The sequence below is a fragment of the Streptomyces sp. NBC_01508 genome (genome assembly GCF_045040315.1).
In the GTDB taxonomy this organism is placed as follows: domain Bacteria; phylum Actinomycetota; class Actinomycetes; order Streptomycetales; family Streptomycetaceae; genus Streptomyces.
In genome coordinates, this window is the sequence record NZ_CP109419.1 from 4,189,885 (window position 1) to 4,206,492 (window position 16,608).

The window sequence follows — 16,608 nt, forward strand, 5'->3', positions numbered from 1 at the left end:
TCTTGACCCGGATGCCCGTACCGCATGCCGGTCCGGCGGGCGGCAGGCATGATTTCGATCTGGGTGGACAGGCGGATCTTTGTCCAATAAACGGGGGAAACCCCCAAGCCCCTGACCGCCACCGAGGAGGAGGATCCTGTGACCCGCATGGACAGCGTGCGCGCCGCCACCGATTCGGCGAGGGAGAGCGTGCTGCACGCCGCGGAAGCGGTGGCACCCTACGCCGACACGGCCAAGGAACAGGCCGCGTTGTACGCCGAAGAGGCCCGCGTCCGGCTCGCACCGAAGGTGTCGAAGGCCGCGAAGCAGGCTCGTATTCAGTACGGCGCCCATGTGGCGCCGCGTGTACCCCCAAAGGTCGACGTGGCCGCACAGCGTGCCGCCGCCCGGACGCGTAAGGCCGCGCGTCAGGCCGCCGACTACACGGTGCCGCGCGTCGAGCACGCGGTCTCCGTCGCACAGCCGGTCGCCGGGGAAGCAGCGGCTCGTTCCGCTGCCGCCCTCGCCGCGCTGCGCGGTCAGATCACGGTGAAGGAGGTCCAGAAGCTTGTGAGGAAACATGAGCGACGGGCCAGGGCCGGACGGCTCGCCAAGGGCCTGGTGGTCCTCGGTGTACTGACCGGTGGCGCTGTCGCCGCGTGGAAGTGGTGGGACAAGCAGGCCAATCCCGACTGGCTGGTGGAACCGCCCGCTCCTACCGAGGTCTCCGAGCACAGCACGTCGCTGTCGTCCGTCGACGGCAGCCCGGGTGCGCTCGACCCGGAGGTGCGGGCCAAGCAGGCCGAGGAAGCAGAGGCGAAGGATCGCGACGACCGCCCGTGACGGGTGACCGGTGATCCGTACGACCGGTGATGCTGTCGCCGTACGACTGTCGCGGCCGGCGCGGGTGATGCGACGGCCCCGCTGGTGCGGTACGGCGGGGACTACGGGTGGTGCCGGTGAAGCGGGTGATGCTCGTCAAGGCCGGTGCGGGTGAGACCGGTGCGGGTGAAACGGTGTCGCGGGCGCCGGGAGCGGTGCGGGCGCCGTCGGTGACGCGGGCGCCGGGAGCCCTCAGGGAATCCCGGTTCCTCACGCCGCCGCCGCGAGCGCGGCGTCGGCGGCCGACTCGTTGTCGCGCGCCACGTCGGCGTCCGTACGGGTGTCGACGGGCAGGCGCCGGACCGAAGGTGACGAGCCGTGAGCTTCGGCGCGGATACGCTGCTCGATGGTCGGCGGCCGGGACGTGTCCGCCGGCCGCGCGCCCTCCGGCAGTGCCCGTTGCACCGCGGGTGCCGCCTCACCTCCGCCCCGCTCCGCGGCGGCGACCGGCGACTGCCCCTTCGCGGGCTGCTCGGCGGGCTGCTGTACGGCGGCGTCCGCGGTCGCGGCGGGGGCGGTCAGCCCCAGGGTGGTGAGCACCGCGAAGAACGCGGTCAGGAAGACGGTCCACAGATTCTTGACCTTGAAGGCGGCCATGGCCCCTCGCTTTCAGGTTGCGCTCGGGTTGAGCGATCTACATACCTTCCTCATGATGTGTACGCATCTTGGGAATCGAGGGACCAACGCCGCCACTGTGCAGTTCTTCTGATGAACACCACACGTACGGCGCAACGGGCACCGTTAATCGTTTGTCATGCCGGATCAAGCGGCCTGCCGGCTCCCCCTCATCACCGTGAACAGGCTGGTGAAGCTGGACTCGGCGTGACCGCCCGCCATGCCTCGCCCGAACAGTTCCAGGGCCGCCTTCGGCAGTGCGGTATCGACCCCGGCCTCCTCGGTGGTGTGCAGTACGTGCTCGATACTGGCCGCCCCCATGGCGAGCCTGTCCACGTCGCCGGGGAACTCGCCCGCGTCGATCCGGGGCGTGTAGAACTCGAAGAACTGCGACATCCCGCCCGTGCTCCGCGACGCGTACGGCAGGAATTCCGCGGCTGAGATGCCGTTGGCGTCCGCGACCGCGAGGGCGTGCACCCAGCCGAGCATCGTCGTCCAGAAGAGATCCATCCCGATCTGGTAGTACAGCGCCGCCAGGCCCTGGTCCGCACCCCGGTAGTCCGTACCGGTCAGCACCTCCAGCGTGGGCGCCAGCTCGTCGAACAGGTCCCGGGGGCCGCTGTAGAAGGTGAAGACCTCCGGCGTGCCGATACCGGAGGGCGGTGTGTTCACCCCGCCGGTCAGCTGCCGGGCACCGTGGCCGGCGAACCAGTCAGCCGCCGCCCGCGCCCGTTCCGGGGTGTCCGAGGTCAGATTGACGATCACCCGTCCCGGCAGGCTCGCCGCGGCCGGTTCGAGGATCGCGTACATCGCGTCGTAGTCGGTCAGGCTGAGAACCACCGGCCCGCCCGCCGCAAGGGCCTCGTCGACAGAGGCGGCGAGGGTCGCGCCCCTGGCCACCAGCTCGTCCGCCTTGCCCGCGCTGCGGTTCCACAGCGTCACCGCGTACCCCTTGTCCAGGTACGCGCCCGCCATCGCCCGCCCCATGGGTCCCAGGCCGATCACCGTCACCGCGGGCGCACCTGTCTGCGTACTCATCGCGTACATCGCGTACTCCACTCCCACTAGAATGAACGCTCTATCCAGAGAGGAACGTAGCACGCCTCTAGAGCGAGCGTTCTATCCAGTAGGCTTCTGCTGTGAAGACGGCGGAGCAGGACCCCACCACGGGTACGGAGCGCGCGGTCGGCACGCGCGAGAGGATCGTGCGGGCGGCCTCGCTGCTGATGCAGCGCCAGGGCTACGACGGCACGGGGATCAAACAGATCTCCACCGAGGCCGGAGCCACACTCGGGTCCGTCTACCACTTCTTTCCCGGCGGCAAGCAGCAGCTGGCCGTCGCCGCGATCGAGCACGGGGACCGCGAGTTCGCCGACGAACTGCGCCTCACCCTCGACCGCGCGGCCGACCCGGCCCAGGCGGTGATCGACTGTGCGTACCGCCTCGCGGAGGGGCTGCGCGAGTCCGACTGGATCGAGGGCTGCCCGGTGACCTCCACGGCCCTGGGTACGGCGGGCCGCGCGCCCGACATCCAGGAGGCCGCAGCCGCCGCGTTCGCGAACTGGCGCGACCTGGTGTACGCCCGCCTGCGCGGCGCCGGCATCGCCGGGGACGACGCCCACGACCTGGCCCATACGGTGATCAGCACCCTGGAAGGCGCCGAACTGGCCGCCCAGGTCTCCCGCAGCGAGCGCCCGCTGCTGACCGCCGGCCGTCACCTCGCCCAGCTCATCGACCTCTACACGCCGACGACCGATTCCTGAGGACACGTCAGGCCATTGGTGCGACGGCACAGGTCTCACATGCCCTCTGGTCAGGACGCGGGCCTGATCCGATCCTTGTCGCCATGAACAACGGCGTGGTGTGGCTCGTACTGAGCACGAGCGGGCTCCTGGTGCTTCTGAACGCGGGGATCGGCGTCCTGGCCCTGTGCGGTCACCGGTCCGACCTGCGAGTGACGGAGCGCCTGATCGCCTCGGGCGAACTGGACGTCTACCACGCGGCATGGCTGACCCGGTGCGGATACAGCCGGACGTGGACATCGACCTGGCTCCGGGAACGTGTCGCGGCGGAACTGGCCCTGCGCGCGCTGCCCGCGGCAGGACTGGCGCACGCCGACGCGCGGGACGGGCTCGTACCGCCGCCCGACACGACGGACCCGGGGACCGCGGCGCCGCCGGACCATCCGCTGACCCTGGCGGCATGGCGGTTCACCCGCGACTCCTGGTCCGCCGGACGCCCGGTGACGGTGAAGGCGCTCGCCGATCACCCCGCTTTCAAGACGGCCTGCGCGGCCCACCGGGAGCGGCTCTCGGACCGGCTGCCCCTTCGCCGCACACGGCTCGACAACCGCGCCGAGCGCGCGCCGTGGGCCGCGGCCCTGATCGCCACGGGATGGATCACGCTCAACACCTGCCTGCTCCTGGGGACGAACGCCTTCGGCGGCGCCGGCACCGGGCGGCCCGCAGGATTCGAGAAGGCCGTCGCGCTGCTCGCGCTCGCGGCCGGCACCGCCTCCCTCACCGCGCTCGTCCTGGTCGTCCTGCACGTGTTCCTCTGGCGGGCATGGCAGGACCGCTGGCCCCGCCGCCTGCGCACGCACTGCGATGACCTGCTCCGGCGGGAGTCCCGGGACTGGGTGCCGCTGTCACGCATCCCCGCGGGCTGAAGCCGGCCGATCGCCGTGGTGGGCCGCCTCGGCAGGCCCGTCGCGAGATTTTCCTCCAGCGCGTCACCCTCGCCACTGGATACCCCCTAGGGGTATCTGTTATGGTCGATATCACGACACCGGATCACGCCAGAAGGCACATCACACCGAGGGAGACGACATGAAGAATCACTCCGGCCACGACCAGACCAACCACGACGGCCACGGCGGAGCCACGCCGGGCGGTCTGTCGGTCTCCGAGAACGGGTACACCCTCGAACTCGACTCGACGGTCCTTACCGGCGGAGTACAGCCGGTCAGCTTCCGGGTGATCGGCCCAGACGGGCGGGCGGTGACCGAGTTCACGCCCGAGCACGAGAAGAAACTGCACTTCATCGCCGTCCGAAGAGACACGGCCGGGTTCCAGCACGTGCACCCGGTCATGGACGGGAAAGGCACCTGGAGCGTCGAACTGGACCTGGAGCCGGGCGACTGGCGGTTCTTCACCGACATCCACCCGACCGGCCACGACGGCGCCATGACGCTGGGAGTCGACGCCGCGGTCGCCGGGCCGTACGACCCACGGCCGCTTCCCGAGGCCACCCGGACCGCGCGGACCGGCGAGTACACCGTCAGCCTCGACGGCGAACTCCTGCCCGGCACGGCGAACGAACTGACCCTCACCGTCAGCCGGAACGGCCGCCCCGTCACCGATCTGCAGCCCTACCTGGCCGCGTACGGACACCTGGTGGCGCTGCGCGTCGGCGACCTCGGCTACCTCCACGTCCACCCGGAGGGCGAACCCGGCGACGGCACCACCGAGCCGGGGCCCGAGATCGCCTTCGTGGCGACCGCGCCCACGGCCGGCACCTACCGCCTGTACCTGGACTTCCAGCACAACGACGTCGTCCGGACGGCCGAGTTCACGGTACGGACCGGCGCGACCACCGCACACCACTGACCGCGTGCCCCCCGTACAGCCGCCCTGCCGAAAGGACCGTCATGCCCCGCCTGACCCGTCTCACGCCCGACACGGCGGTCGGCGCCTCGCGGGACCTCCTCGCCGACCTCGGCTCCCGCCATGGCCGGCTCGGCGACATGGTCTCGACGATGGCGCACTCGCCCGCCGTTCTGGGCGGCTACCTCCAGCTCAGCCGGGCCATGGGACGAGCCAAGCTCCACCGTGGGACCAGCGAACGAATCTCGATCGCGATCCAGGTCCAGCAGGGATGCGGACTGTGTCTCGACGCGCATGTCGGTGCCGCCCGCGCGATCGGAGTGGACGAGGAAGAGATCGAGCGGGCCCACGCCGGCACCTCGGCCGATCCCGCCATCGCGGCGATCATCACCCTCGCCCTCCAGGTCTACCGCGAACCGACGTCGATCACCGACGAGCAGGTCATCGCACTGCGTGACCACGGCTACAGCGATCGCGCGATAGCCGACGTCGTCGGTGTGGTCGCACTCAACATCCTCACCGGCGCCTTCAATCTGCTCGCCGGCCTCACACCGGAGAGCGACGCCGGTGCGTAGGAACATCCCCGCCTCGGCTCGCGGGGCACGGCCTCCGACCCGGAGCCGTGCCCCGCCGCACGGACTCGGAAGGAACACGCCATGAGCCTGTTCGCCATCCGCGACTACCGCCGCCTGTTCAGCGCCCAGGTCATCGCCCTGTTCGGTACCGGGCTGACCACCGTGGCCCTCGGCCTGTTCGCCTACGAGCTGGCCGGCCCACGCGCCGGCTTGGTCCTCGGCACCGCTCTGACCATCAAGATGGTCATGTACGTGGTCATAGCCCCGCTGGCCGCCGCCTACGTCGACCGGCTCCCCAGAAGAGCCTTTCTGGTCTTCCTCGACGTCGTGCGCGCCGCGGTGGTCCTGCTGCTGCCGCTGGTCACCGAGGTCTGGCACGTCTACGTCCTGATCGGCCTGCTGCAAGCCGCGTCCGCGGCGTTCACCCCGACGTTCCAGGCCGTCATTCCCGACATCGTCACCGAAGAGTCCGACTACACGCGGGCCCTGTCCGCCTCCCAGGTCGCCTACACCATGGAGAGCCTGCTCAGCCCCGTGCTGGCCGCGGTCGCCCTCGCGTTCATGAGCTTCAACCGGCTGTTCCTGGGCACCTCCGCCGGGTTCGTCCTCTCCGCACTCCTCGTCCTGTCGACGCGTATTCCCGACGCCCGCCCCAACACCCGCACCACGGCATGGGACAGGGCAGCGGCAGGGATCAGGACATTCCTCAGGACACCGAGGCTGCGCGGCATCATGGCGCTCAACCTCGTGGTCGCGGCGGCCGGATCGATCGTCGTCGTCAACACCGTCAACCACGTCCGTGCCGACCTCGGCGGCTCGCAGTCGGACGTCGCGTGGATGCTCGCCGCCTCCGGCGGCGGCACTCTCCTGGCCGCCCTCGCGCTGCCCCGCCTGCTCGACCGGATCGCCGCCCGCACCGTCATGGTGACCGGCGCCGGAGTCCTCGTCGGCGGCACGATCGCCGCGGTGACGCTCACCGCGGCCGGCCTGACCACCTGGACCGGTACGGCGATCACCTGGACCGTGATCGGCATTGGCATGGCACTCGTCGTCACACCCACGGGAAAGGTGCTGCGCGCCTCCGTCGCACCGAACGCGATCCCCGAGGCCTTCGCGGCCCAGTTCTCCCTGTCGCACCTGGCCTGGCTGGTCACCTACCCCATCGCGGGATGGCTCGGCACGAACGCCGGCCTCACTGCCGCCTGGTCCGTCCTCGCGGCCCTCGCCGGGGCGGGCACCATCGGCGCCCTCCTCCTGTGGCCGAGCCACGAGGGACGACGGGCCGAGACCGGACCGGCGATGTCCGACCGGCCCGCACCCCCGATCGACAGGTCCACGATGTCCAAGGCGGCGTGAAGCGCTCCGGCGCTCCGCGTCGTACCCGGCACACGCCGAAGGTCGGACGCTGTAGTCCGGTGCCCGCCGATGGGCACAGAGAATGCCCTCCGAACAGCGTTCTGGGTGCCGCCGTGTGCTGGGGACTCGTCGTGGGCCTGCTACTGCACGGTGTGCCCCGACGGGCCGACGGCAGCTTCCACATCGGGTTCGGCGACGTGTTCTCGCCGTTCGTGCTGGCCTGCGGCGTGACCACCGCACTGCTCTTCGCGGCGCACAGGGCGGCCTTCGTCGCGCTGCGCTCGGCACCCGAGGTCGCCTCCGAGGCGCGGCGGCTGGGTGCCGTCCTGCTGCGGGCGGTCGGCGCCGCGGGCTCCCTCGCGCTGCTGCTGACGATCTTCGGCGCGGGGCCTCGATGGAGAACCGTGCGACCTCGGCGGTCATCGCCGCGCTGTACGCGACGGCGCTCGCCGGCGCCTGGTGGTATCTCTCCCACGGGCACCACCGCCGAGCGTTCGCCGCGCGCCGACGTACGCCGTGTGATCACCGGCATGACTCAGGACGCACACGTCTTCCACACCACGATCCGTGCCAACCTGCTCCTTGCCCGCCCCGACGCCACCGACGCCGAGCTGCGTGAAGCGGCGCGCAGGGCCCGGCTCCTGGACTGGATCGAGTCGCTGCCCGACCGCTGGGACACGCCGCTCGGCGGGGACGGCGCGACCATGTCGGGTGGTCAGCGCCAACGCCTGCTCCTGGCCCGCGCGCTGCTCGCCGACCCTCCGGTGCTCGTCCTGGACGAGCCGACCGAGGGGCTCGACCCGGACACCGCCGCCGCCGTGCTCGCGGACATCCTCGACGCCACCCGCGGCCGCACCACGCTGCTGGTCACCCACGAGCAGGCGGGCCTTGCCGCCGCCGACCGCATCATGGTCCTCGACCGCGGCCGGATCCGTCCCGTCACCCCGGACACCGTCCACGACACCCGGAGCGGCATCACCACGCCGGCGCTCTGACCGCTTGACGACGGCCGGACGGAGGGCTCCACGGCGGGCGATCTTCTCCTGGCGTGTCATCGGTGTCCTTCCAGGTCTCCTGGGCCGGCCCGGGGACCTGGCGGGGCACAGCGGCAAGCCGTCTGCCGTAGATCCCAAGCCGAAGCGCCCCAGGAAGCCGGGCAGCGGGGCCGTCGGATCCATGGCCCATTCGATGGCGGCATGACCTCGTCGTCCAAGGCGTCCAGGAGGTGGCCGTACCGGTCCACGGTGTGGTGATGGACTCGTGCCAAGGCGTCCTTGGACGGCAGGCAGGGGCACCTTCGCGGCAATCAGCCACGACGCATGGCAGTGGCGGAGGTCGTGGATGCGCGGTCGCTTGACCAGGCCGTACTTCGCTGCGGCCATCTCGATCGCGGGCAACCAGCGCAAGCGCCGGAACGTGCCGGGGTCGCACTTGCCCCCTTCAGGGCCCGTGAATATGAGGGCATAGGAAGCCAGGCCCTTGGCGCGGCGTCGCAGCGTCCGATCAAGTCACGGTGTTGACCGTACAAACACGGAGAGGGCCCTTGACTCGCGTTTCCACGGGTCAAGGGCCCTTTTGAAATGTGGAGCCTAGATGATCAATTCCAAGGGGCTTAGTGGTCGTAGGCAGTGAGCGTGCGCATGGTCGGCTGGCCGGTGCGGTCGTTGTGCCAGATCGCGGCGGTGAGCGCGAGGATGCGTTGCAGGACTCGGACGGTCACACCATTGGGGGTGCGGCCTCGGTGTCGTTCGAGGTCGAGCTGGCCCTTGAAGGTCTCGTTGACCGACTCGATGACCTGGCGCAGTGGCTTGAACAGCTGTGATCCGGCTCGCTGTGGCTCGCCCTTGCGGGCCGGCCGCAGGAGGCGGATGTCCAGGTCGGCGAGCCGCTGTTCGAACTCTCGGCCGAAGTAGTTCTTGTCTCCGATCAGTGTCTGTCCCGGGTGTTCGGCGGTGAGACGGGGTTCGACGGCGAGCAGGTCGAGCAGGGTCTCGCGCTCGTCTGCCTTGGCCCCGGTGAGTGCGAACGCGATCGGCAGGCCGTGAAGGGTGCAGACCAGATGCAGCCGCAGTCCCCAGAAGTAGCGCGAGTGGCTGGCGCAGTAGCCGTACTGGGCCCATCCGGCCAGGTCGGAGCGTTTGACGGTCTCTCGGGAGCGCCCGCACTCGACGGGCGTGGAGTCCGCCACCCACACGTCGTCGCTCCACAGTGTGGTGTCGCGGGCCAGTGCCCGGGTGACCCGGCGGATCAGTTCGGCGGCCTTGCGCAGCCGCTTGTTGTAGCCGGGCTGCTGGGGCAGGTACGGAAAGAGGTGGCGCAGGTGGGCGCCGGCGTGGCGCAGCCAGCGGGCCTCGGAGGTGAAACCGAGCATCGCCTGCATCATCGCCAGCGTTACCAGCTCGGCGTCGCTGAGCTGCGGCACGATGCCCACGGCCGGACGCTGCGGGGCGAATTGCGGCGAGTCCTTCAGCAGGTCGTCGGTCTTCACATAGAGTGCGGTCGCGAGGGTGTCCAGGTCGTTCGTCACAGACTGACCTTGGGCGCCCTCGCATCGTCCGCGCAGGCAGTGCGAGAACTTCGCTCAGCTGGGCGCGACAGGCTGTTCGAGGAGCTCGTCCGGTCCGTCGAATCCGCAGCGCCGGTACAGCGGCGCACTGCGCTCAGACGGCCACACGATCAACGTATCCAGGCCGCGAACGCGCGCATAGCCGGTGGCCTCGTCGAGCAGGGCCTTGCCCAGACCGCGATTGCGCTGTTCAGGGGCGACGTAGAAGTTCGTCACGTAGCCCAGGGCGTCGGAACCCGGGTAGGGACTGGGGACCTTCTCCACAAGACACACGAACACGTGACCACAGGGCCGACCGCCCACTTCCGCAACCCAGGCACGCCACGGCCCGACCATCCGGGAACGCAGCCACTGCTCGCACTCGGCGGTGAACTCCTCTTCGTTCCGCGGGACTTCATCTCCGCCGTCCTCCACCTTGAACCGCCAGCGCATGGCTGCCAGCGCGGTCGCGTCATCGGACTCGGCCCGACGGATAACAACGTCACTCATGGCCAAACTCTCGCAGACCGATCCGACGAAGCGAAACTGCCTACGACCGTCCAACGACCCCTTGGAATTGATCATCTAGGCGAGTCGAACCCCTGACATCTGCCATGCAAAGGCGTTACGCATAGCTCGGCTACCTGCGAAAACGTCGTCACAGGCCGGATGACCAGCGAAAACGCATCCCGCGTTATCCCTCGTTATCCCGCCCCCTCTGGTTCTCATGTGTACGGCATACGTACTGGAACGAGAGCGCCTCCGGGCGGTGTATCAGCACCACCCGGAGGCTACGGCCGGACCCCTTCGCCTCAAGGAGTCCACACCGTGAGCAACATCGTAGAGACGCGCGTCAACACCCCGATAATCCCGCGCATCGAGACCGACCACACCGGTCGCCTGCCGTACGCGGTCACGACGCTGGCTTGCCCCCCGTGGTGCGACGAGACCGACGCCGGGCACGACACGTGCCAGGGCAGCCGCGCCCGTATCTCGCTCGCCGACCAGGGCGCCGCGCTCGCCGCGTACCTGTTCCGGCTCGATGACAGCACCCCGGTTCTCGCCGTCTACAGCGACGACTCGATCAGCGTCGAGCTGGACGTCGACGGCGTCGACGCTCTGATCGAGGACGTCGAGGCGTTCCTCCCGCAGCTCCGCGCCATGCGCGCCCAGCTCGCCGCCGGCGGTGCCCGATGAGCAGTCTCAACGACCAGACGGCGGCGCGGAACTTCCTCGCCGCGGTGCTCGAAGGGCTCGACATCCCGCACCCCGCGACGATCGGCGGCAGCGAGGCGCACGCGAAGGTGCTCGCCGACCGCGTGATGCACACCGTGATCGCGCTCCGCAGCGCGCTTGACGGCTGCCCGCTCGGCATCGAGTGGACTACCGAGTACCTGCGTGAGCGGCTTGCCGAGTGCCCCCCGGCCGGATACGTCAGTTCCGAGCAGGCCCGTGCCGGGCTCGCCGCAGGCATGAAGTGGTCCGAGGCTGTCGCGCTGCCCGCCGGGGATGGCCGATGAAGGGGCCCGATGCCCGGCAGGGGCTCGCAGCCGGCGCGGCCGTTGCGACCGTGGCGCTTACCGCCGTCGCGTTCTGGCTGTCGTACGACCACCTGCACGCCGTCGCCGCGGCCAACGGCCTGGACGGCGCCCGCGCGTGGGCCTGGCCCGCGACCGTGGACCTGTTCGTCATCATCGGCGAACTCCTCATGCTCCGCGCCTCGCTGCGCGGGTCCGTCGACTGGTGGGCCATCGGTCTTGCCGCGACGGGCTCGCTCGGCTCGATCGCGCTCAACGTCGCCGGCGTCGGCACCGATGCGACCGCTCTTGAGTACGTCGTGGCCGCCGTCCCGCCCACGGCCGCGCTGGTCGCGTTCGGCGCCCTCATGCGACAGGTGCACGAGCGCTTGGCCGTCGCCCCCGAGGCAGCCGTAGAGCCCGCGGGGCGGTACGGAGATCCGGTCTTCCGGCCCGTGCCGGAACCGATGTACGCGGCGCCGGAACCAGCGGAACCGCAGCCGGAACCGATCACCCTGGAACGGGAGCCCGAGCCCGTCGACACGCCCCCGCCGTCGCCCGTCCTCGGCGCGTTCGTGCCCGTGGCGGAACTGATGGGCGGAACCGCCGGAACCGGTCTTGACCAGCACGCCTACGACGCGATCGCGGTCGCCGGAACCGGGGCGGAACCAGTGCCGGAACCGACAGCGGAACCGGCTCCGCCCACTGGTTCCGATCTTGAGTCGGAGGACACCGGCAACACGACGTTCGCCGGTCAAGTGGCCACCGTCCGGAACTGGCTGCTCGCCGATCCGACGCTCACCGGAACCGACATCGGAACCAGGCTCGGCAAGTCCGATGCCTACGGCCGACGCCTGAAGCGGGCCGCGGTCGAAGCACTGGCAAGCGCCTGATGTTCGCCGCGTTCTTCGCGGCCTCCGCGCTGCTCGCGCTCCTCGGTCTCTGCGCCCTGGCGCTCTCCGACGTCCCGCGCATCTCCGGGACCGTCGCCCTCATCCTCACCGCCGCGGCGTTCGTCGCCGCCCTGTTCCACTGAGGACACAGCACATGAACTACGTAACGTACGGCGGCGTCACCATCGGCCTCTGCATCCTGATGCACCTGCTCGTCACGTGGTGGCCCGGCCGCAAGTCCCTGATGAAGGACCCGATCAAGCACGCGTCCCGCCTGCTCCCGTTCGTCGCGTCCTGGTGCTACGGCTGCCTCACCACCCTCGGGGTCGGCGGGATCGTCGGCACCGCCGCGAGCGCCGCGCTCGGCCTCTCCAACTGGCTCGGGGACGTCGCCCTTGTGTGGGGCGTCGGCGGGAACGTCGGGGAGCTGGCCGCCGCGCCCTCCTTCGTACCCCTGACCGGGCCGGGCATCGCCATGATGCTGATCCTGACCGTGGTGGTCATCGCTGCCGCGAAGAAGTTCAGCAGCGGGTCGGAGATCAAGCGCGGGGCATGGTGCGGCGTCTGCCTCGGCACGTCGTCCGGCGTCGCAGGGTTCGCCGCGGTGCCCCTCGCTCAGGCCGTGAACTGGCTCGGTGACAGCGTGTACGGGGCGTTCTGATGGTGGCCAAGAAGCGCGACCAGGACGAGCCCGAGCCGTCCCGCGCGGCCGGCGGGTGCGTCCTCCTGGTGCTCGTCGCCGGGACGGTCGCGGGCGTGTTCGCGGCCTCCACGGCGGCCGGTGTCCTCGGGCTCTGGTTCGTCGGCACGGTCGCCCTGTGGCGGACCATACGACGCCGGGTGTCCGATATGCCCGCCACTCCCCCACCGCTTCCCCCGGAAGGGGCTGACAACGTTCCCGCAGGTGGGAACGAGCGCATCGCGAGAGTGGAGTACGACCCGAGCGGGGTTCGGTGCACGATCCACGTAGTCCGCGACGAGGTGAACGAACCGTGATCCACAGCCTGTTGACCATCCTGTGGATTGACCACGCCACCTACTACTGTGCGAGCTGCGGCGGCTGGTACCCCATCACCCACTTCAACGAGTAACCCGCCCCACGCGACCAGTCGAACACCACAGCGGCCCCCGAGACATCACGTCTCGGGGGCCGCTCCGCTTCACCGATCGAACGTCCCCTCGATCAGCCGCAGCATGTCATCGAGCCGACCGCGCAGACGTTCCACCATCAAGATCAACGACGCGTCGGACAACTCCGCCAGATTCGCAGCTCGCGCCGCGTTCAGGTCCTCACGCGCGAACTCCACGGCAATGCTCTGCGCGTCGGTGAGGCGTAGGCGTCCGTCGTCGTTCGGGTGCACTCGGTTCTCCAGACGGGCGGGCAAGACAGAAGGAGACCCCGGCCGACGACGGGGGAAGCGCCGGCCGGGGCGGGAAGCCCCTTGCCCGTGGGTACTCCGCCGCGCCCACGGGCAAGGGTGTCACTGCCGTACGTACAGGCGTACGGGGTTCTCATGGGCGCCCAGGTGCAAGGCGAGCAGCCGCTCAACGCACGACCGGCACGCGAACAACGGGGTCTCGGCATCGGGACTGCTGATCTCTCCGATTCGGATGACCTGCAAGCCTGTTCGGTCACAGCGGAAGCAGTCTCCCAGCTCGTACACGGCTGCCGAATCGGTCACCGCTTGTCGTCCGCGCGGCGCGGCCACGTGACGCCGCCGGCGACGTACTCGTTTTCGTGGTCGCCGTCATGGTCGGGCCCGATCCGCACGCACCGGATCGCGGTCTTCGGTTTCAGGGTCCAGCACAGCGGCGTGAGACCGATCGTCGTGCTGCCAGGGGCCAGCATCGTCATCGCCGGGCCTCCCGTGCTTCACGGATCAGCTCGGCAGCCTTCTGGCAGTACGAGCCGTCCGTACGGGAGGCGCACACCAGGCACGTCCGGTCGTGCTCGATCACGGCCATGAGCCCCGGATCCGGGGACGGCTCGGCGGAGACAGTGACGCGCTGGCGGTACGGGGCGCCGCCGCTCCCGCGCTCGCGCCACTGCCACTCGACCCGCGTCACGACGCGCACCCCGTGCATGCCCGCGGGAACCAGTTGACGACGATCCCGTGCGCGTCGACCTCGCGCGGGCCGAAATCAACCGCGGTGGCGTTGTTGAGGCGCGTCTCGCAGCGCACGCAGTCCGCGCCGCGTAACTGCCCCTCGGTCAGGGACTCCGGTGCGGGCAGCTCGGGGGCAGGCTCAGCAGCGGCGGACGTGCTGGTCGAGGTAGCCATGCGGAGCAACGTACGAGCGCACTGTGCACCACCGCCAGCAATGTGCAGATCTGTGCACCCGTCATTTCCCGCCAGGTGAACAGCCGCGCAGGCGCCCTTGACCGGTCTACTCGCATGGTCGACCGTTGTGCACACATCTGCACACGACCAAGGGAGAGATCCGCCATGCCGCTACTGTTCATCGGCATCGACCCGAACACCGGAGACAAGCAGTCGCCGACCATCTGGGTCGACCCCGAGAAACGCGAACTGGTCTTCCAAGGGTGGAAGCCGGATGCCGAACTCGAAGCCCAGTGCGCCGCCACCGAAGTACCCGGCCACGCCGTCGGCATCCCTGACACCGAGGCTGTCGTACGTATCCCCGCCCGCATGGTGCAGATGATCAGGGAGGCGTGCGATGCCCTCGAAGCCGACGTTCGATGAACTGATCGCCACCTGCCAGCGGTCCGCGGTCCACCTGGAGATGCGCGACGCGTACGACGTCGACTATGAAACCGGCCCCTTCGCCGACTGGCGCGCCGGCCACCGACTCAACCTGGATGACCGCGAGTCCTGGTGGCGTCCATGGCTCGACCTGATCACCGAAACTGTCAGCCGCGGCGTCACCATCAAGCGGGCCCGCATTGTCTCCGAGCCGGTCAGCGAGTACATCCGGTACGAGCACTCAGGCACCTTCACGAACGTGGCCGCGGGCGAACTCGTCCGGTGGCTGCCGCGCCGGAAAGCCTCCGATCTGGCCCTGCCCGGCAATGACTTCTGGCTCTTCGACGAGAAGTGGGTTCACTGGAACCACTTCAACGGCAACGGCGAATGGACCGGCGAGGAGATCACCGACGACCCGGCCGCCGCCAAGCTCTGCGCGTCATCCTTCGACGCCGTCTGGGATCGTGCAACGCCGCACGACCAGTACAAAATCCAGTAGCAGCACGCACCGACAGGCCAGCCCATACATGCCCGAATCCCCGTCTTCGTCCGCCCAAGCCGCACGCGAAGCCGTTGCCCGACGGCTCCGAGACATGCGGAAGACCGCGGGGCTCACCGTGCAAGAGCTGGCCCGTCGGTGCGGCTGGCACCACGCCAAGACCAGCCGGATCGAGAACGCCCGCACGGCTCCGTCCGCTGGCGACATACATCGCTGGTGCGATGCCTGCGGGAACGCCGACCAGGCGGGCGACCTGATCGCGCAGTCGCTCAACGCTGAGGCTATGTACCGCGAGTGGCGGGAGCAGATCCGAAGCGGGATGCGGCAGCTCCAAGAGAGCGCCGTCAGCCTGTTCCGACGAACCAGCCTGTTCCGCGTGTACTCGACCACGATGGTGCCGGGACTTCTCCAGACCGAGGGGTACGCATCGGCCCTCTTGAGCACCATCGCCGACTTCCGGCAGATCCCCATCAACGACGGCCCGGAAGCCGGGCACGCCCGCGTCGACCGGTCCCGCATCATCCACGAGCCAGGGCGCCGGTTCGTCATCCTCATCGAGGAGGCAGCCCTCTACTACCAACTCGGCAACGCCGACGCGATGGCCGCGCAGCTCGGCCACCTCCTGATGGCCGGCGCACTCCCGGCCGTGTCGCTCGGCATCATCCCAGCCGCGACGCCCGAGCGCGGCATGTGGCCACAAGAGACCTTCCACGTATACGACGACGAACTCGTGTCGGTCGAGCTGCTGTCGGCCGAGGTGAACATCACCGCGCCCGGCGAGATCGCCCTCTACTTGCGGGCCTTCGAGGAGCTGCGCGGTATGGCGGTCTACGGGGCGGAAGCGCGAGCGTTGATCGTGAAGGCGATCGACGCCCTCGCCTGACAAGGGCCAGAGCGTGCCCCCGTTGCGGCACCCCCTGGGGTGGGGGGTGACTCCCTCCCCCCACCCCCCGGATCGCTCGGGAGGTGCTGCGGCTCGGGTTGTGTACGGGTCTGGGGAATCCGGGCTCGCGCCCTCTTGGCGGCCCGTGGCGCCTGTTCTGTGGCTCGTTCACCGGTACTCCGGGGTGATTCGATCCCCCGATACGGCAGGCGGGCGCCGGTCACTTCGGCGTGTCGCCGGTTCGCGTTTCCGCTGGTCAAGCGATTGGAAGCGTACGCCGTTGGGACAGCGCAGCGCCCCGCCGGCCGGGGTGGCAGGCGGGGCGCTGTGTGGGGTTGGTCGGTCAGGCGACGCCGACGGCGGTCACGTAGGCGGCCGGTACGGTCCAGACGGTTCCGCCGGTCTCGGTGACGGTCGCCGTACCGTCGCTGTCGGCGGCCAGGGTCCCCTCGATGGTCTGCCCGCTGCTCAGGTGGACCGATACGGTCTCTCCGTCTGCACTGCTCAGGGCCTTACTGATGATCTGCTGTGCGGATTGCATGTGCTGTTTCCCT

At 69.7% G+C, this 16,608-nt stretch carries 25 protein-coding genes; 16 read left to right on the plus strand and 9 right to left on the minus strand.

The window, feature by feature from the left end; genetic code table 11:
- Positions 1-138 precede the first annotated feature (138 nt).
- A complete protein-coding gene (locus OG700_RS19300; RefSeq protein WP_405615215.1) occupies positions 139-822 on the plus strand; it encodes a DUF5324 family protein in 684 nt (227 codons plus the stop codon).
- A 249-nt stretch (positions 823-1,071) separates the two neighbouring features.
- On the opposite strand, the gene OG700_RS19305 is transcribed toward OG700_RS19300, so the two are convergent.
- Both OG700_RS19305 and OG700_RS19310 read right to left on the minus strand, forming a co-directional pair.
- Positions 1,072-1,458, minus strand: coding sequence for a DUF6344 domain-containing protein (locus OG700_RS19305; RefSeq protein WP_405615218.1), 387 nt, complete (start codon positions 1,456-1,458; stop codon positions 1,072-1,074).
- Between the two features lie 165 nt (positions 1,459-1,623).
- Positions 1,624-2,514 (minus strand): NAD(P)-dependent oxidoreductase, encoded by an 891-nt coding sequence (locus OG700_RS19310; protein WP_405615220.1) that lies wholly within the window; start codon positions 2,512-2,514, stop codon positions 1,624-1,626.
- A 101-nt stretch (positions 2,515-2,615) separates the two neighbouring features.
- On the opposite strand from OG700_RS19310, the gene OG700_RS19315 reads away from it, so the two are divergent.
- The 6 genes from OG700_RS19315 to OG700_RS19340 all read left to right on the plus strand — a co-directional run bounded on the left by OG700_RS19315 (position 2,616) and on the right by OG700_RS19340 (position 8,007).
- On the plus strand, positions 2,616-3,239 hold the full coding sequence (locus tag OG700_RS19315) for a TetR/AcrR family transcriptional regulator (RefSeq protein WP_405615222.1): 624 nt from the start codon (positions 2,616-2,618) through the stop codon (positions 3,237-3,239).
- Between the two features lie 83 nt (positions 3,240-3,322).
- Positions 3,323-4,144 carry a hypothetical protein gene (locus tag OG700_RS19320; protein ID WP_405615224.1) on the plus strand — a complete coding sequence of 274 codons (822 nt, stop codon included), beginning with the start codon at positions 3,323-3,325 and terminating at the stop codon, positions 4,142-4,144.
- Between the two features lie 160 nt (positions 4,145-4,304).
- On the plus strand, positions 4,305-5,084 hold the full coding sequence (locus OG700_RS19325) for a hypothetical protein (protein ID WP_405615226.1): 780 nt from the start codon (positions 4,305-4,307) through the stop codon (positions 5,082-5,084).
- A 41-nt stretch (positions 5,085-5,125) separates the two neighbouring features.
- Complete coding sequence (locus OG700_RS19330) at positions 5,126-5,656, plus strand: carboxymuconolactone decarboxylase family protein (RefSeq protein WP_405615229.1); 531 nt, start codon at positions 5,126-5,128, stop codon at positions 5,654-5,656.
- 81 nt (positions 5,657-5,737) lie between these two features.
- Positions 5,738-7,012: an MFS transporter gene (locus OG700_RS19335; RefSeq protein WP_405615231.1), complete on the plus strand. Its 1,275-nt coding sequence runs from the start codon at positions 5,738-5,740 to the stop codon at positions 7,010-7,012.
- Positions 7,013-7,143: 131 nt separating this feature from the next.
- On the plus strand, positions 7,144-8,007 hold the full coding sequence (locus OG700_RS19340) for an ATP-binding cassette domain-containing protein (RefSeq protein ID WP_405615233.1): 864 nt from the start codon (positions 7,144-7,146) through the stop codon (positions 8,005-8,007).
- Positions 8,008-8,624: 617 nt separating this feature from the next.
- Here the strand turns inward: OG700_RS19340 and OG700_RS19345 are convergent.
- Together OG700_RS19345 and OG700_RS19350 are read right to left on the minus strand one after the other, a co-directional pair.
- On the minus strand, positions 8,625-9,539 hold the full coding sequence (locus OG700_RS19345) for an IS982 family transposase (RefSeq protein ID WP_405607440.1): 915 nt from the start codon (positions 9,537-9,539) through the stop codon (positions 8,625-8,627).
- 54 nt (positions 9,540-9,593) lie between these two features.
- Complete coding sequence (locus tag OG700_RS19350; RefSeq protein WP_405607443.1) at positions 9,594-10,067, minus strand: GNAT family N-acetyltransferase; 474 nt, start codon at positions 10,065-10,067, stop codon at positions 9,594-9,596.
- 318 nt (positions 10,068-10,385) lie between these two features.
- Here OG700_RS19350 and OG700_RS19355 point away from each other — a divergent pair, with 318 nt between their 5' ends.
- From OG700_RS19355 to OG700_RS19380, 6 genes are read left to right on the plus strand one after another with little or no spacing between them, the layout of a single operon-like run.
- The gene (locus OG700_RS19355) at positions 10,386-10,754 is read left to right on the plus strand and encodes a DUF6907 domain-containing protein (protein ID WP_405615235.1); all 369 of its coding nucleotides are present in this window, start codon (positions 10,386-10,388) and stop codon (positions 10,752-10,754) included.
- Positions 10,751-11,077 carry a hypothetical protein gene (locus OG700_RS19360; protein ID WP_405615237.1) on the plus strand — a complete coding sequence of 109 codons (327 nt, stop codon included), beginning with the start codon at positions 10,751-10,753 and terminating at the stop codon, positions 11,075-11,077. The genes OG700_RS19355 and OG700_RS19360 overlap by 4 nt, the downstream gene beginning before the upstream one ends.
- Positions 11,074-11,967 carry a DUF2637 domain-containing protein gene (locus OG700_RS19365; RefSeq protein ID WP_405615239.1) on the plus strand — a complete coding sequence of 298 codons (894 nt, stop codon included), beginning with the start codon at positions 11,074-11,076 and terminating at the stop codon, positions 11,965-11,967. The genes OG700_RS19360 and OG700_RS19365 overlap by 4 nt, the downstream gene beginning before the upstream one ends.
- Positions 11,967-12,110 carry a hypothetical protein gene (locus OG700_RS19370; RefSeq protein ID WP_405615241.1) on the plus strand — a complete coding sequence of 48 codons (144 nt, stop codon included), beginning with the start codon at positions 11,967-11,969 and terminating at the stop codon, positions 12,108-12,110. The genes OG700_RS19365 and OG700_RS19370 overlap by 1 nt, the downstream gene beginning before the upstream one ends.
- 11 nt (positions 12,111-12,121) lie before the next feature.
- Positions 12,122-12,628: a hypothetical protein gene (locus OG700_RS19375; RefSeq protein WP_405615243.1), complete on the plus strand. Its 507-nt coding sequence runs from the start codon at positions 12,122-12,124 to the stop codon at positions 12,626-12,628.
- Positions 12,628-12,963, plus strand: coding sequence for a hypothetical protein (locus OG700_RS19380; protein WP_405615246.1), 336 nt, complete (start codon positions 12,628-12,630; stop codon positions 12,961-12,963). Before OG700_RS19375 ends, OG700_RS19380 begins: the two co-directional genes overlap by 1 nt.
- A 164-nt stretch (positions 12,964-13,127) precedes the next feature.
- Here the strand turns inward: OG700_RS19380 and OG700_RS19385 are convergent, their stop codons facing one another.
- The 4 genes from OG700_RS19385 to OG700_RS19400 form a co-directional block, all read right to left on the minus strand.
- On the minus strand, positions 13,128-13,328 hold the full coding sequence (locus OG700_RS19385) for a hypothetical protein (protein ID WP_405615248.1): 201 nt from the start codon (positions 13,326-13,328) through the stop codon (positions 13,128-13,130).
- A 317-nt stretch (positions 13,329-13,645) separates the two neighbouring features.
- Entirely contained in the window at positions 13,646-13,822 is a 177-nt protein-coding gene (locus OG700_RS19390) for a hypothetical protein (protein ID WP_388325364.1), read from the minus strand.
- Entirely contained in the window at positions 13,819-14,034 is a 216-nt protein-coding gene (locus tag OG700_RS19395) for a hypothetical protein (RefSeq protein ID WP_405615250.1), read from the minus strand. Before OG700_RS19395 ends, OG700_RS19390 begins: the two co-directional genes overlap by 4 nt.
- A complete protein-coding gene (locus OG700_RS19400; protein ID WP_405615252.1) occupies positions 14,031-14,249 on the minus strand; it encodes a hypothetical protein in 219 nt (72 codons plus the stop codon). The genes OG700_RS19395 and OG700_RS19400 overlap by 4 nt, the downstream gene beginning before the upstream one ends.
- Before the next feature lie 165 nt (positions 14,250-14,414).
- Between OG700_RS19400 and OG700_RS19405 the strand changes: the two genes are divergently transcribed.
- Genes OG700_RS19405 through OG700_RS19415 form a run of 3 tightly spaced genes read left to right on the plus strand, consistent with a single transcriptional unit; the run spans position 14,415 to position 16,054 of the window.
- Complete coding sequence (locus OG700_RS19405) at positions 14,415-14,672, plus strand: hypothetical protein (protein WP_388325373.1); 258 nt, start codon at positions 14,415-14,417, stop codon at positions 14,670-14,672.
- Positions 14,647-15,171: a DUF6879 family protein gene (locus OG700_RS19410; RefSeq protein WP_405615255.1), complete on the plus strand. Its 525-nt coding sequence runs from the start codon at positions 14,647-14,649 to the stop codon at positions 15,169-15,171. Before OG700_RS19405 ends, OG700_RS19410 begins: the two co-directional genes overlap by 26 nt.
- A gap of 28 nt (positions 15,172-15,199) precedes the next feature.
- Positions 15,200-16,054, plus strand: a complete 855-nt coding sequence (locus tag OG700_RS19415) for a helix-turn-helix domain-containing protein (RefSeq protein ID WP_405615257.1) — start codon at positions 15,200-15,202, stop codon at positions 16,052-16,054.
- A 343-nt stretch (positions 16,055-16,397) separates the two neighbouring features.
- On the opposite strand, the gene OG700_RS19420 is transcribed toward OG700_RS19415, so the two are convergent.
- On the minus strand, positions 16,398-16,595 hold the full coding sequence (locus OG700_RS19420; RefSeq protein ID WP_405615259.1) for a hypothetical protein: 198 nt from the start codon (positions 16,593-16,595) through the stop codon (positions 16,398-16,400).
- Between the last annotated feature and the right edge of the window lie 13 nt (positions 16,596-16,608).

What these genes read in the sequence shown, in the direction of transcription:
- OG700_RS19370 (WP_405615241.1), top strand. Translation starts at nt 11,967, where the DNA reads ATGTTCGCCGCGTTCTTCGCGGCCTCCGCGCTGCTCGCGCTCCTCGGT.
- OG700_RS19375 (WP_405615243.1), top strand. Translation starts at nt 12,122, where the DNA reads ATGAACTACGTAACGTACGGCGGCGTCACCATCGGCCTCTGCATCCTG.
- OG700_RS19415 (WP_405615257.1), top strand. Translation starts at nt 15,200, where the DNA reads ATGCCCGAATCCCCGTCTTCGTCCGCCCAAGCCGCACGCGAAGCCGTT.
- OG700_RS19390 (WP_388325364.1), bottom strand. Translation starts at nt 13,822, where the DNA reads ATGACGATGCTGGCCCCTGGCAGCACGACGATCGGTCTCACGCCGCTG.
- OG700_RS19400 (WP_405615252.1), bottom strand. Translation starts at nt 14,249, where the DNA reads ATGGCTACCTCGACCAGCACGTCCGCCGCTGCTGAGCCTGCCCCCGAG.
- OG700_RS19330 (WP_405615229.1), top strand. Translation starts at nt 5,126, where the DNA reads ATGCCCCGCCTGACCCGTCTCACGCCCGACACGGCGGTCGGCGCCTCG.
- OG700_RS19360 (WP_405615237.1), top strand. Translation starts at nt 10,751, where the DNA reads ATGAGCAGTCTCAACGACCAGACGGCGGCGCGGAACTTCCTCGCCGCG.
- OG700_RS19405 (WP_388325373.1), top strand. Translation starts at nt 14,415, where the DNA reads ATGCCGCTACTGTTCATCGGCATCGACCCGAACACCGGAGACAAGCAG.
- OG700_RS19410 (WP_405615255.1), top strand. Translation starts at nt 14,647, where the DNA reads ATGCCCTCGAAGCCGACGTTCGATGAACTGATCGCCACCTGCCAGCGG.
- OG700_RS19305 (WP_405615218.1), bottom strand. Translation starts at nt 1,458, where the DNA reads ATGGCCGCCTTCAAGGTCAAGAATCTGTGGACCGTCTTCCTGACCGCG.
- OG700_RS19325 (WP_405615226.1), top strand. Translation starts at nt 4,305, where the DNA reads ATGAAGAATCACTCCGGCCACGACCAGACCAACCACGACGGCCACGGC.
- OG700_RS19350 (WP_405607443.1), bottom strand. Translation starts at nt 10,067, where the DNA reads ATGAGTGACGTTGTTATCCGTCGGGCCGAGTCCGATGACGCGACCGCG.
- OG700_RS19420 (WP_405615259.1), bottom strand. Translation starts at nt 16,595, where the DNA reads ATGCAATCCGCACAGCAGATCATCAGTAAGGCCCTGAGCAGTGCAGAC.
- OG700_RS19335 (WP_405615231.1), top strand. Translation starts at nt 5,738, where the DNA reads ATGAGCCTGTTCGCCATCCGCGACTACCGCCGCCTGTTCAGCGCCCAG.
- OG700_RS19310 (WP_405615220.1), bottom strand. Translation starts at nt 2,514, where the DNA reads ATGAGTACGCAGACAGGTGCGCCCGCGGTGACGGTGATCGGCCTGGGA.
- OG700_RS19365 (WP_405615239.1), top strand. Translation starts at nt 11,074, where the DNA reads ATGAAGGGGCCCGATGCCCGGCAGGGGCTCGCAGCCGGCGCGGCCGTT.
- OG700_RS19320 (WP_405615224.1), top strand. Translation starts at nt 3,323, where the DNA reads ATGAACAACGGCGTGGTGTGGCTCGTACTGAGCACGAGCGGGCTCCTG.
- OG700_RS19380 (WP_405615246.1), top strand. Translation starts at nt 12,628, where the DNA reads ATGGTGGCCAAGAAGCGCGACCAGGACGAGCCCGAGCCGTCCCGCGCG.